Annotated in this window: 10 protein-coding genes; 7 read left to right on the forward strand and 3 right to left on the reverse strand. The window is 65.3% G+C overall.

The genetic code is table 11. From position 1 onward, the window contains the following. Nucleotides 1–62: 62 nt before the first annotated feature. Nucleotides 63–338 (reverse strand): hypothetical protein, encoded by a 276-nt coding sequence (locus PT282_RS01600; protein WP_277167851.1) that lies wholly within the window; start codon nt 336–338, stop codon nt 63–65. A 36-nt stretch (nt 339–374) separates the two neighbouring features. Here PT282_RS01600 and PT282_RS01605 point away from each other — a divergent pair, with 36 nt between their 5' ends. Beyond that, entirely contained in the window at nt 375–3,029 is a 2,655-nt protein-coding gene (locus tag PT282_RS01605; protein WP_277167852.1) for a DUF2207 domain-containing protein, read from the forward strand. Between the two features lie 274 nt (nt 3,030–3,303). Here the strand turns inward: PT282_RS01605 and PT282_RS01610 are convergent, their stop codons facing one another. Further along, nucleotides 3,304–4,815 carry a nitrate/sulfonate/bicarbonate ABC transporter ATP-binding protein gene (locus PT282_RS01610; protein WP_277167853.1) on the reverse strand — a complete coding sequence of 504 codons (1,512 nt, stop codon included), beginning with the start codon at nt 4,813–4,815 and terminating at the stop codon, nt 3,304–3,306. Between the two features lie 131 nt (nt 4,816–4,946). Next, nucleotides 4,947–6,728: an ABC transporter permease subunit gene (locus tag PT282_RS01615; protein WP_277167854.1), complete on the reverse strand. Its 1,782-nt coding sequence runs from the start codon at nt 6,726–6,728 to the stop codon at nt 4,947–4,949. A gap of 615 nt (nt 6,729–7,343) precedes the next feature. Here PT282_RS01615 and PT282_RS01620 point away from each other — a divergent pair. The 6 genes from PT282_RS01620 to PT282_RS01645 all read left to right on the forward strand — a co-directional run bounded on the left by PT282_RS01620 (nt 7,344) and on the right by PT282_RS01645 (nt 13,553). Next, nucleotides 7,344–8,987 carry a DUF2207 domain-containing protein gene (locus tag PT282_RS01620; RefSeq protein WP_277167855.1) on the forward strand — a complete coding sequence of 548 codons (1,644 nt, stop codon included), beginning with the start codon at nt 7,344–7,346 and terminating at the stop codon, nt 8,985–8,987. A 112-nt stretch (nt 8,988–9,099) separates the two neighbouring features. Beyond that, nucleotides 9,100–9,684, forward strand: coding sequence for a DUF2207 domain-containing protein (locus tag PT282_RS01625; protein ID WP_277167856.1), 585 nt, complete (start codon nt 9,100–9,102; stop codon nt 9,682–9,684). A 270-nt stretch (nt 9,685–9,954) separates the two neighbouring features. Next, on the forward strand, nt 9,955–10,326 hold the full coding sequence (rplS, locus tag PT282_RS01630) for a 50S ribosomal protein L19 (protein ID WP_277167857.1): 372 nt from the start codon (nt 9,955–9,957) through the stop codon (nt 10,324–10,326). A 245-nt stretch (nt 10,327–10,571) separates the two neighbouring features. Beyond that, nucleotides 10,572–11,330, forward strand: coding sequence for a signal peptidase I (lepB, locus tag PT282_RS01635; protein ID WP_277167858.1), 759 nt, complete (start codon nt 10,572–10,574; stop codon nt 11,328–11,330). 287 nt (nt 11,331–11,617) lie between these two features. Continuing rightward, a complete protein-coding gene (locus PT282_RS01640) occupies nt 11,618–12,322 on the forward strand; it encodes a ribonuclease HII (protein WP_277168910.1) in 705 nt (234 codons plus the stop codon). Nucleotides 12,323–12,437: 115 nt separating this feature from the next. Next, nucleotides 12,438–13,553, forward strand: a complete 1,116-nt coding sequence (locus PT282_RS01645) for a LacI family DNA-binding transcriptional regulator (protein ID WP_374114127.1) — start codon at nt 12,438–12,440, stop codon at nt 13,551–13,553. Nucleotides 13,554–13,734: the final 181 nt, after the last annotated feature.

Below are 13,734 nucleotides of genomic sequence, written 5' to 3' on the forward strand. Positions count from 1 at the left end.
TCAGCGAAACGACCTTGAAGCGCTGATTTTGCTCGCAGGGTCAGTCGAACGTGCGATGAAAGTCAGCGAAACGGGCCTGAAATGCTGCTTTTTAACGCATCGGCGACAACCCACGCGTTGAAAAGCAGGGTAATGGCCCCGGAATCCTGCTTTTTGACGCGACGTCTGCTGGCCTTGCGTTGAAAAGCAGAGAAATCGGCCTGGAACGCTGCTTTTTGACGCGACGTCTGCTGGCCTTGCGTTGAAAAGCAGAGAAATCGGCCTGAAACGCTGCTTTTTGACGCGGTATCGGCGGACATGCGTCGAAAAGCAGACAGGCGCCGGCCAATGGTGGTCACAATCCGATAATGTGGGAGACGGAAGAAGGGGGAGCAATGCGCAATCACGAAGGATGGTCGGTGAGGCTCAAGTCCATCGTGGGGACGGTGATCACCGCGTTGGTGTTCTCCGTGGTGGGCGGCCTGTGCCTGGCCGGCCTCGTCGTCGGCGGCAGCGGCACTATGAGCTACCGTTCGCTCGACTATGACATGACGGTGCGCCCCAACGGCGACCTGCGGATCGTCGAGCACGTCGACGTGAAACTCGGCAAGCGCGACGGTGGCGGCAAATCCTCGTGGCATCAGCTCTTCCAGCGCTACAAGCTCGACGCCGGACAACTGAGCGCCATCACCGACGTGTCGGTGAAGGATGCCAACACCGGCGAGGAATACACGACCGGCGAGATGGCGAGCGGCTTCGACCTGGACTATACGTCAGACGCCGATTGGGACGACGAGTTCGCGCACACCTGGTACGCGGCGGACGTCTCGTGCGGCTCGAGCGACCATCCTGTGCGCTATACGCCCGCGGGGACGACCAAGAAAGCCGATGACGCGGACGACGATGACGACTATCCGCTTTTCAATGGCATGTTCGACGGCACCCATGGCGGCGACGGCGCGACGGGGCAGAACCCGGGCGACCAGGGCGTCATCGGCAATCCAGCTCAGAACCAGAATCCGGCCCAGAACCAGTCCCAAGCTCAGCCCCAGCCCCAAGGCAATCCCGCCAGCTACGCTCAGCCGGCCCGGCGCGGAGCGGACCAGCTTGTAGCCCAGACCGGCGCCCGTTCCTCGGTTCGGTCCGCGGTCCAATCCCAACCCCAACTCGGGCTTCAATCCCAAGTCCAGACCGGAAGCCAGCCCCAGCCCCAGGTCCGTCCCGCCGACGACACCAGTGACGATGACAGCGACGACGGTTTCTGCTCCACCGGCAAGCCGGGCGACACCATCGAGATCGGCTGGAACATTCCGGCGACCCACACCGCCGAGAGCATGAAATTCGATATCGCCATGACCTTCAAGGACGTGGTGACCCGCTACGACGACGTGGCCTACTTCAAATGGGAGCCGGTGGGCGACGACAACACCGTGCCGATCGGCAGTATGAAAGCCAAGGTCTCGCTGCCCAAGGCCAAGACCAAAGGCGGCAAATCCGGCGGGACGTCCGGCGGCTCCTCCTCGGTCTCCCTGCCCCAGCAGTGGCTGCACTTCTCGGGCATGGGCCGCGTCTCGGCGCAGGACGGCCATACCATAACGTTCAACGCCAGCAATATCCGGCCCCACCAGCACGTCGACCTGGTCTCGATGTCGTCGGCCGGCGCGATGGGCAAGGTGAAGCACACGCAGTCCGGTGACCACGCGCAGGCCATCGTCCACCAGGAGAACGTGGAGCGTTCGAAGGCCATGGTCTCCCGGACCTTCAACATCGTCATCCTGCTCGCCGCGCTCGTGGCGCTCATCGCGGCGTTCGGCTATGGCATCCGCCAGTTCGTGCTCCTCACCCGCAAGTCCCGCTACCACGGCGAAGTGGACTATTACCGCGACATCCCCTCCGCCTCGCCGGTGGCCGTCGCCCGCCTGATGCAGACGCTGGAAGGCGCCTCGTCCTCCAGGCTCTCCAACGCCTACCTGAGGGCGAACAACAGCAAGCACCTCGTCTCCCGGCAGATGGCGGCCACCATGCTTTCCCTGGCGCGCAAGAAGCTCATCGCCATCTACCCCGGCGAATCCTCGTGGTACACGGGCCTCGATATGTCGAATGCCGACTCCGCCCAGCTCGCCGAACGGGTGCGGGCCAACGACGCGGAGGACGGCAGGAAGACCAGCACCATCGTGGTCATGCCGCTCGCCTACAGCAACGACGGCGAGACCCTGCGTGACGCCAGGCGCCGCGAGGAGCATCCCCTGTCGCTCACCCGCGCCGAGAAGGCCCTGCTCGACCTGCTCAAGTCCTTCGCCGAGTACTGCGGTTCGCGCGTCTTCGACATGAAGGAGATGCGCAAGAAGGGCAGGAAGTGGGACGTGAGCGTCACCCGCTACCGCACGTTCACCACCGAGGCCGAGAAGGAATACGAGGAATCTGGGCTGAGACTCTCGCAGACCGGCGTGCTCGCCAAGGTCGGCGTGCTGATGGCGGTGGCGACGGCGCTGGTGGCCCTGTGCTTCTGGCGGTTCCGGAAAGCCGGTCTGCCCGGCGTGGTGGTCGTCGGCATCGTGGTGCTGGCCTTCGTCGCCATGATGATCCTGGGGCTGCTGCCCCGTGAGACCTTGACCGACAAGGGCCAGAAGGTGGCGGGCCAGGCGCTCGGACTGCGCAGGTACATGCAGGACTTCAGCGACTTCTCCAAGCGCGGCGTGCCCGACCTGGCGCTCTGGGATGACTACCTCATCTACGCCACCGCCCTGGGCATCAGCGGCGAGCTGGTGCGCAAGATGGCCGAGGCGCAACCGGCGCTCGCCGACGCGGCCTGGCTCGACGAGAACGCCCGCGGCTCGCTGGTCTACTATGCCTACTGCGGCCCGGCGTGGTCCGGCTCCTCGCCGGCCAACGCCCCGTCCTTCGGCGGCGGCTTCGCGGACCTCGGCTCGCAGCTGAGCGCCGGCTTCGGCGGCATGGCCGCGTCGGTCGGCGTTGGCGGCGGATTCGGCGGCGGCAGCTTCGGCGGTTCGGGCGGCGGCGCCGGTGGCGGCAGCTTCGGCGGCAGGTGAGCCGGCTGTCCATACGGCGGCGCGGCGGCGCGTCCGTGGCATCCTCGTGCGTGGCTGGTTGCGGCCGCTCATGCGTTTAGGCGTCTATGCGTCGGAGCGCCGGATTGACTGGCGTGGCGCATAGCTGGTCGTCGCCTCCTCCGGATGAACATGCGTCGAAAAGCACGAAATCACCCGTAAAAACGTGCTTTTCTACGCATGTGCGGCTGGCGATGCGTTCAAAAGCAGATAATGCGGGGCGAAAGTCTGCTTTTCGACGCTGTAAGGGCCCGGCCTACCGGTTGGCCTCGTCGAGGGTGAGTCGGTCGTCGTCGGCATCGTAGTCGAAGAGTTCGCCATAGCGTCCCCAGGTCACCGCGATGGCGAACTGCAGCCGTGCCTCCTCATCGGTGTGCTGGCGACGCAGCAGGTCGAGAATAAGCTCGCCACGCAGGCCCTTGTCCGGGTGGTGGCGCAGAGCGTGGTCGATGGTGCGCACCAGCGGCGCGTGCTCCATGGCGAGTCCGGCGAAGAGGCGCTTGGCGTCGAGCACGTCGGCGTGGCACCAGCGCTCGCCGGAACGGGTGATGGTGCAATGGCCGCGGCTCACGGTCATCAGTCCGAGCATCGTGCCGGCGTCGATCAACGGGAAGAGGTCGTCCACCTCGAAGGAGAGGTCGGCGGCGAGATCCGCCAGATCCACACCGACCGGATAGTTCGAGACCACGTCAAGCAGGCCGGCGAGTCCGCCCGGGGTGGCGTTGGGCAGTAGGCCGACTGTTTCGTTGTCTTGACGTTTCATGGTGTCGGCGTCCGCCGTAGATAGGCTCACAGAAGTGGAAGATACCGGTGACGGTTTGTTGGAATTCCGCGGTCTTGCCGTTTCTTTCTCCGACTTTTGTGAGTCTGTGGCCCTGCTCTTCCCGGTGAGGATGGCGTAGAGCCTGTCGACCGTCGCCTCGAACTCGGCGCTGTGCTTGTCGCGCGGGCGAGACAGGTCGATCGGCACCTGGGCGATCAGGTGGCCGGGATGCGAGCCCAGCACCACCACGCGGTCGGCCATCTGCACGGCCTCCTCGATGTTGTGGGTGACGATGAGGATGGATTTGATGGCGTTTTCGCGGTTCTGGTAGAGCTTCAGCACTTCCTGGCGCAGGTTCTCGGCGGTCAGCACGTCCAGGGCGCTGAACGGCTCGTCCATGAATAGCGCGTCGGGCCGCAGCACCAGCGCGCGGGCGATGCCGACCCTCTGGCGCATGCCTCCCGAGAGCTCCTTGGGATAGGCCGATTCGAAGCCGTCGAGACCTATGGCGTCGATGGCGGCCAGCGCGAGCTCGTGGCGCTTGGCGCGAGGCATGCCATTGGCCTCCAGCCCGAGCTCGACGTTGGCTTGCACCGTCAGCCACGGCATGAGCGCGAAGGTCTGGAAGACCAGCGCCACCCCGGGGTTCGGCCCGTCGAGCGCCTTACCGCGGTAGGAGACCTGCCCGTCGCTCGGCTCCACCAGCCCCGCGAGGATGCGCAGGAAGGTTGATTTTCCGGCCCCGCTGCGCCCGAGCACGGCCACGATCTCGCCCTCGTGCAGGTTGAAGGAGATGTCGTCGAGCACGGTGGTCTCATGGCCCTTCTCCGAGGTGAAGCGCTGGCTGATGTGGCTGGCCTCGATGACGGTGTGGGTGGCGTTGGCGTCGAGGTCGGCGAAGTCGGGGTTGGTGCGTCGGCGGCCGCGTGTGCGGGTTGCGGCGGCGGTCGCTCCGCCGGTCCGGGTCTCGCTGGCAACGGCGTTCAGCAGTTTGTTGAAGTTCATGATGGGGTCCTTTTGATGCTGTTGATTGGAATGTTCGGAACCGTACACGCCCCAATGGGGCCATGTGAAACAGGAATGGCGGAAGCGCAGGGGTCTGATTCCAAATGGGCGTTTGGGCGTGCGGCCTTTCGCTAGCCGACCATGAAACGGCGGTCGGCGAGCCTTTGCAGCGGGTTCCAGAAGAGGCGGTTGACGGCCACGACGAAGATCGCCATCACGGCCACGCCGATGATGGTCTTCATGCCCTCGCCGTGCGCGGTGGCCTCGGCGATGTAGGAGCCCAGGCCGTGGGCCACCAGCGTGTGCCTGCCGTAGCTGACGATTTCGGAGACGATCGAGGCGTTCCATGCGCCGCCCGCCGCGGTGATGCCGCCGGTGACCCACGAGCCGAAGACCGCCGGCAGGATGAGTGTGCGCCACCGCATCCACGTGCCCATGCGCAGGCTCTTGCTCATCTCGACCAGGTCGTCGGGAATCGCGCTCGCCCCGGCGATGATGTTGAAGAGGATGTACCACTGCGTGCCCAGCGCCATCAGGAGGATCGAGCCCCAGTTGATGTCGACGCCGCACGTCACGAAGAACATGACCGCGAAGGGGAAGATGAAGTTGGCCGGGAAGCTTGCCAGCACCTGCACCAGCGGTTGCACGAGCCGTGAGATCCGCGGATTCATGCCGATGATCGCGCCCACCGGCACCCATACCGCCGAGCAGAGCAGGGTCAGCAGAGCCACGCGCAGGAAGGTGATGCCCCCGAGCCCGAAGGCCCGTCCGAGCTCGCCGAGCCCGGTGCTGTGTGAGATGGCGACGAGAAGCTCCGCGGCCCCGAACGTCACCAACGCCCCCACAGTGACGTCGAAGGCGATGTCGCCCGCACGGCGCCTGCCGGGCCTGGCGCCCCATGTCGCGCCAGTGCGCCCCAGCGGCCGGGTGACGCGCTCGAGCAGGTCGCCGACCGGCCGGAGCAGCCGCCCGAGCCATTCATCGATATGCGATTGGCGGATGAGCGTGAGCGCGACACTGCGCTTGGGCGTGGAGGATTCGCTTTGGGTGATGCGGAACTTCTCGGCCCAGGCGGTCATCGGCTTCCAGACGCACACGTCGACCAGCAGCACGACGATGACCATGGTGAGGATGGCCCAGCAGATTTTCGCGGGGCTCTCCTCGGCCGACGCCGCGGCCACGTAGCTGCCGATGCCGGGCAGCGCGTAGGTGTGGTTGCCCACCGAGATCATCTCGGAGGCGGTCAGGAAGAACCAGCCGCCGCCCACGCTCATCATCATGTTCCAGATCAGCGGGATCATCGAGTTGGGCACGTCGAGCGTCCAGAAACGCTGCCATCGCGTCAGACGCAGGTTGCGCGCCGCCTCGTCGAGCTCGACGGGTTCGCTTTTGAGCGACCGATAGAACGAGAAGGTCATGTTCCAGGCCTGTGAGGTGAAGATGGCGAAGATCGAGGCGGCCTCCACGCCCATCATCGAGCCGGGGAAGAGCGCGAGCCAGATGGTCACGGTCGCCGAGAGGAAGCCGAGGATCGGCACGGATTGCAGGATGTCGAGCAGGGGGATGAGCACCTTGCCAAGCCGGCGCGAGCGGGCCGCGGACAGGCCGTAGGCGAAGGTGAAGATCAGCGAGAACAGCAGCGCCAGAGCCATGCGGAAGACGGAGCGCAGGGCGTAGTAGGGCAGGTTGACCGGGTCGGTGGAGATGGTGGACGGCACGCCGTTCGGGCCCACGGGCGCGTTGATGGCGGGCACGAGCCAGGCGATTGCGGCGAGGATGGCGAGGATGCCGGCCACCACGGCGCAGTCGGAGAGCACACGGGCGGCGAGGCTGGGTCGGCGCGCGCCGTCGTGGGCGTTGGCGCCGGGCCTCCCTGCGATGGGGGAGGCGGGGTTGGTGAAGAACATGGTCATGAGAATCCCTTGTGTCGTAAGGCATGCGCAGGCTTTCGCCCCGTCGGGCGAGCTTGCGTTTTTCGATTGGAATCTCGATGAATGCGGTTGGCGTCGTGTCGTGTTGCGTGGTCCCGTGGGCGGTTTGGCGCTCGCGGTTGGCTGCCGCGTTTCCATGATGTTTCCGTATCGCTGCCGTATGGCGGCTATACATCATGCCGATTTCGATGAGGCGTCGCCGGAGTGCCCGGTGTCGAGGGTCATCGTCGGGGGTCGTGTCGTCGTGGGTGAGCCAGGCGTCGAAAGATCCGCGCGCCAGGTACGCTGGCCGCGAAATTCGCCGTTGTCCGGTTCTAGTTATCCATCGAGAGTGGGGTCGTTGCTTCGCATAAATGATGCAGGTCGCTGAAACTATTAGGCAGATCGCTTGTCATGATCCCCACCCCCTTAAGCAGTCGCGCGGTGCGCGGGTTTTCATTACCGCCCTCAAGATAGGGGCCTCGCCGCGGCTTGTCAAATTGGGATTGATTATTCATCGGTTTCGATATCGCCCCTCGTCAGTCATAGAAGACGATATGGCCGATTGGCTGGCATGCTGCGTATTCTGGATGAGCCGAAGTGAACAAAGGGGCGAATATGAGATCAATGAGTCCGAGGCACGTGCTGAATGCCATACTCGTCTCCCTTGTCTTCACCGTGATAATCGGCATTCCGTTCCTCGCCGTGTATCTTTTGGGCGTGAAGCTCGGCGGTGACGACGATGAGTCCGACATCACGAATCTCGATTTTCAGGCCGATCTCCGCGATTTCCTCGTCATTCTGGTCCTGTTCACGATCGTGGCGCTCGGCGTGGTCATCTATACGAACCTGAGCTCGCGCCTGCCGCACGACATCGAGTACAGCCGTGACCTGCCCACGATCAGCCCCGGATGCGCCACGGTGTTCAGCGACATCATCGACCCGCCTCCCGTGGCGTTCTCACGAGTGATCAATATCGGATCGTCGGCCATGGCCGCCACGTTGCTGGCGTTGGAGGAGAAGCGGCTCATCGCCATCTACCCGGGCGTCGCCGCCGATTATGAGGGTTTCGACCTGCGCGATCCCGATGATGCAGGGCTGCAGGGCCGCATGCGCGAGGTCGCCGAGGCGCAACGTTCGTCCGCCGCCGCAACCGCCGCCCGGACCGAGGCGCAAGACGCCGCCGATGGTTCCGGCCGATCCTCGCGCCGCAAGGGTCGCCAGGGCCGCCACCGTGCCAAGCGACCCGCGCCCATGAGCGGCATGTGGGGCCGGTTCCTCTGGAACACGTCGTTGGGTTCGAAGCTGCGCAAGAACGTCTACAGCCAATCCTGGGTGGGTGACGTCAGCCAGCCGTCGGGCCTGGTGAGCACGATCTGCGTGATGCCCATGGCCTTTGAGAATCCCCAGGCGCCGAACGGCTTGCGGAATCAAGACGATCCGAATGGCGTGAACGATCCGAATGGCGCAAGCGGTTCAGCGGCCACGAATCCCTTGGGCGCCCTATCGTCCACTGATCGGGCGTTCCTGCGATTCCTGACCGACTTCTCGCGTTGGCGGGGCAGCACGGTCTTCGATCTGAACCAGCTGCGCGCCGCCTGCTGTGCCGAGGACGCGGCGCTGGGCGAGCAGATGAGGAGGAGGCGCGAAAGCGAGGACAAGGAAGGCCGGCTCGTCAGGACGCCGAAGCCGGTCTCCTTCGACAGCCTGTTCAGGGGGTACCGGCTCCAGGCCGGATTCTTCCGGGCGATGCGCGACGAGCTGCGCGACAGGAAGCTGGTGGCATACAACATGGGCCCGTTGCTTCTGCTGCTCCTCGTCATGACGGCGGCCGTCATCTTCGGCGCCCATCCCCTTGAAGATCTATGGGACGGCAACGCCGGCTTCCTGGCGATCGGGCTCGGCGCCCTGGGCTCCGTCATCGGCGTGACCATGCTGTTCTGCTCGCAGCCCTATTCCCTGAGCCCGGAAGGCAGGCGCGCGGCGATCCAGCTGATGGGCCTGAAGAAATACCTGCGTGATTTCAGTGATTTCTCGTCGCGTGGCGCTGCCGATGTGGAGCTCTGGGGCCAGTACCTCGTCTACGCCACCGCGCTCGGCCTGAGCGAAGAGACGCGTCGCCAACTGTCCGTCTATATCTACGTTTACGCGGTGATGGAGGCCTATAACTACTACGGCACCGATTACGAGGGCATCGTCATGGGCGGTCCCACGGCTCCAGGCGCATCGATGCCGGGCACGACGGCCAACATCAGGTCATGAAGCCCGGTTGAGCCCAGGACATCCATCGGATAGGACCGTTTGGCGGATTCGCAGCCAGGCTGGGTATTCTGGGTGAAGCGAAGTCGGCGAGGTGCGAGACAAGGGGGCGAAGATGAGACCGATAAGCCTGCGGCGCGTGATGAACGCCATGCTCTATTCCCTGGGCCTCACCGTGCTCGTGAACGGCCCTCTGCTCCTCGTCTACCTCTACGGCAAAGCGACCAGGCCCAGCTATCCGGATGACGATTTCCGCGACCATTGCCTCGAATTCATCGTTGACATGGTGATCTTTTCCCTTGTCATGATCGGCGTGGCCATCTACACCAACCAGGCCTCTCGTCTGCCCAAAGACATCGAATACAGCCGTGACCTTCCGGCGATGAGCCCCGGTTGCGCGGCGTTTTTCGCCGACCAAGTCGACCCGGGCCCCGAGGGGGTCTCGATGACGGGCATCGTTCGCTCGTGGGCCGCGTCGGCCACGTTGCTTCAGCTGCGGGAGAAGAAGTACATCGCCATCTACCCGGGAGTGGCCGCCGATTACGAGGGCTTCGACCTGCGCCGTCCCGATGACGCCGGTCTGCGCGAGCGCATGCTTCAGATCGACGAGGCGCAACGTTCGTCCGCCGGCGCCGCCCGATCCGTGCCGCCGGGCGCGATGCCGGGTACGTCGTATGGCATGACCTCCGGCCAGAGCTGAAGCCGAATGCCGTATCTGTCTTCATACTTCGCTAAAATCAAAGTCTGTTATGCCGAGAAACGGGTTGCCGCATGGACCTGTTTCTTCTTGGGTTCAGCCGCCCGGCCGCGTTCGTGCATTCGACCATGGTCGCCTCGGCGAATCGGCAGCGTTCCGCCGGGTTTCGGCGGAAAAGACAACGGGCGCGTTCGGTTTCATCAACCGCTGGGTGCGCAAGCACGGCGCCGCCCCTGACATGTACGCTGATATGCGGCAGCGACAGGTGAGACAATGGTTAACGCTATTGAGGCATTTGATGCCAAGCACATGAAGTCCTCGGATTCGATTCCGGAGTTCCGTCCCGGCGACACCGTCGAGGTCAACGTCAAGATCCAGGAGGGCAACAACTCCCGTCTTCAGGCGTTCACCGGCGTCGTGATCGCTCGCCAGGGCGCTGGCGTTCGCGAGACGTTCATCGTCCGCAAGGTCAGCTTCGGCTGCGGCGTGGAGCGTCGCTTCCCGCTGCACTCCCCGGTGATCGATTCCGTCAAGGTCATGCGCCATGGCCGTGTGCGTCGTGCGAAGCTCTATTACCTTCGTTCGCTGCGTGGAAAGGCCGCCCGCATCGTCGAGCGCCAGGACAACGCTGAGAAGAAGGCCTGAGCCACCGCTCACTGCCGAAAGGCGACCCGCTTGTCGAAAGTGGGTCGCCCTTCCTGTATTCGGGGGTATCCCGTATCCGTTTCCGCTCTTCGTCCGCGGCCGTTGCCAAGGCAGGCGGATGACGCTATTCGGCCGCGCTGCGTAGTATGAAGGCATCGAAAATCGTCATATGCCAGGTCGTTGCATAGGTGCCGAACGGCATGGGCATGACGATTGCGGATATGGCGAGGAACGGGGAGGCGCACATGGCAGGGCGAAGGCCGGGCGGGCCGCGGTCGGCACGGCACGAGGCGATGAACGATTCCCATATCGTCGACGTGGCCGGCTACGGCGTCGACCCGCGGCCACGCGCGCCCGCCGAGGACTCCCGGCGAGGCGGGCCGGCCGATGATGCGCCCCGCCGCTCGGAAGGCAAGAGAACCCTGGGTATCGTGCTGGTCGTGATCGTCGTCATGGTCCTGCTGCGCGTCTTCGTATTGGGTGTCTACAAGATCCCCTCGGGCTCGATGCGCGAGACCATCGAGATCGGCGACCACGTGGTCACCGACCGGCTCGCCCCGGGCATGGTGAGCCTCAAACGCGGCGACGTCATCGTCTTCAGGGACCCGGCCCACTGGCTGGCCGGCGACCCCGAGCGCCAGTCCGACGACCTCATCAAGCGCCTCATCGGCCTGCCCGGCGACTCGGTGGCGTGCAAGGGCCACGGCGCGCCGGTCACCGTCAACGGGGTGGCGCTCGACGAGACCTCCTACATCAAGCCGGGCGGCAATCCCAGCGACTTCGCCTTCAAGGCCAAGGTGAGCGCTGGCCACGTCTTCGTGCTGGGCGACAACCGTTCCGATTCCGCCGATTCGCGCTACCATGCCGACGATGGCGACGGCGGGCTGGTGCCGATCGGCAACGTGGAAGGCGTGGCGATGCTGACCATCTGGCCGGTGGGCCGCCTGGGCGTGCTGAAGGCGCACCACGAGGTCTTCTCCGCCGTGCCGGAAGGGCGGGTGTGATGGCGTCGTATGCCGATGGGGAAGCCATGCAGGGGGCCTTGCCTCTGCCGGAATCGGAGGAGCCGACGACACCGAAATCGTCAATGCCGGTGACGGCGGAAACGGATCGGGATACTTTGACGACGACAATGGAGTCGGCCAAAACGACGGCACCGAAAGCGGCGTTGGCGAAAGCGGACACGACCGCGGGTGGCGGTACGAAAGGGCAGGCGAAGCCGGCATCGCCGCGGCGCCGTCGTCCCCGCACTTCCCATCGCGTCGCGCCCACTCTTGACTTCGAGCGTTCGCTGGCGGAGCAGGGCTTCGACCTCATCGTCGGATTCGACGAGGTGGGGCGCGGCGCCCTGGCCGGGCCGGTGATGGTCGGCGCGGCGGCGATCTGGGCGAAGGACCTCGATGACCTGGAGGTGCCCGAGGGCGTCGCCGACTCCAAGCTGCTGAGCCCCAAACGCCGCGAGGCGATGTTCGGGCCGCTGCGCGACTGGTGCGCGGCCAGCGCCGTCGGCCAGGCCACCAACGTCGAGATCGACGAGTGGGGCATCTCCTGCGCCCTGGGCGTCGCCGCGCTACGTGCCCTGAAATCCGTGGAGGACGACCTGGCGCTCGCCGGAGGTCAGGGCGAGGATGGCGGGAAATCGGCAGCCTCCCTTTCATCCGCGTCCTCGAACGGCCTGCGCGTGGGCGCGATCCTCGACGGTCCCTTCGACTACATCACCCAGTCGGCCGATATGTTCGGCGCGCCCGCCGTACCGCTGCTGGCCGCGGTGCATACCAAGGTGAAGGCCGACCAGAGCTGCGCGCTCGTCTCCGTGGCCTCGGTGGCCGCCAAGGTGACCCGTGACCGCCTCATGGTCAGCATCGCCCACGGCAACCCGCGCTACGAGCCCTACCAGTGGGAGCGCAACAAGGGCTACGGTTCCGCCGCCCACCGCGCCGCCATCGCCGAGCATGGCCCAACCGACCTCCACCGCCTCAGCTGGCATCTGGTGTAGGGGAGTCCGCACGGTGTTTCGCATCTCGCTGCGTCGGAACAGCGATGCGCCCTATAGAGTAGACTTGTGAGCGTTCACTGCGCTTGTGGCGCGTGGCATGGATTGGGAGGTGGATATGGCTGGGTCGGCCCGCAGGAAAAAGCGTCCGTCGATGTTCGAGGTCGCGAAAATGGCCGGCGTGAGCCACCAGACGGTCTCCCGCGTCATCAACCATTCCCAGGACGTATCCGACGCCACCCGCGCCCGCGTGCAGAGCGCCATCGACGCCCTCGGCTACCGCCCGAGCAACTCCGCCCGCACCCTGGCCTCCCACCGCTCGCGCACCATCGGCCTGATCGCCGGCGGCATCCACTTCTTCGGCCCCTCCTCGTCCATCGCCTCCATCGAATCGCTGGCCAGGCGCCACGGCTTCTTCATGAACGTCTCGATGGTCCACGAGGCGCTGTGCACGCAGGAGGAGTTCGACGAGCTCTGCCGCACCTTCGACGAGCAGAACGTCGACGCGTTCATATTCCTGACCCCCACCGACGTGATGTTCGCCGACGCCTGCCGCGCCCGGCTGAGCCAGCCGAGGGTGCTGGTCACCTCCACGCATGGCGGACTTTCGATGAGCCAGGCCGGGCGTCTCATGGACGGCGCCGAGCGTGGCTGCACCGCCATCGTCGGCATCGACCAGTGGGGCGCGATGGCCGAGGTGGCCCGGCTCGTCGCGCGTTTCGGCCACCGTTCGACCCTCTACTTCTCCGGCCCGCTGCAATGGCGCGACGCCTCCACTCGGCTCGCCGCCTGGCGCAAGGCCACCGCCGCCTACTCGCTCGACGCCCAGATCGTGCAGTGCTCCTCGTGGGACGCCTCCGAGGCCTATGCCCGCATGAACCACGAGCTCGAGCACCTCGGCTCGGCCGGCGCCACCAGGCCCACCGTCGTGGTCACCGCCAACGACGCGCAGGCCCTGGGCGTGGCGCGTGCCCTGCGCGAGCATGGCCTGAGCATCCCCGGCGACATCAGCCTCGTGGGCTTCGATGACATGACCGGCATGGACAACATGCTGCCGCCGCTGACCACGGTGCGCCCCGATTTCGAGGAGCTTGGCACCGCCGCGATGCGCGAGACGCTGCGGCTGCTCGGCGAGGGCGGCGAGACGGCGTTCGTCACCAGCGCCCACGGTGCGGGCCTGATCCCCGCGCAGGTCATCCAGCGTCGCTCGCTGGGCCCCGTCCCGCATTTCTAGAGTCTCGCATCGCTTGCCGGCGTATCCGTGTTGATTTCTTGGTTGTCGCCGCTTTTGTGTCGGTCGTCGATTCCCGACGCATCCGTTCAGGTCGTGCCGAGCTTTCCGTATTCTCATATTCGCTGTTCCTGTATTTCCTGTATTTCTCTGTGTGCCGCGTGCTCTCCATTCCGTCTTCGTC

This window comes from Bifidobacterium sp. ESL0763 (assembly GCF_029433395.1).
GTDB lineage: Bacteria > Actinomycetota > Actinomycetes > Actinomycetales > Bifidobacteriaceae > Bifidobacterium.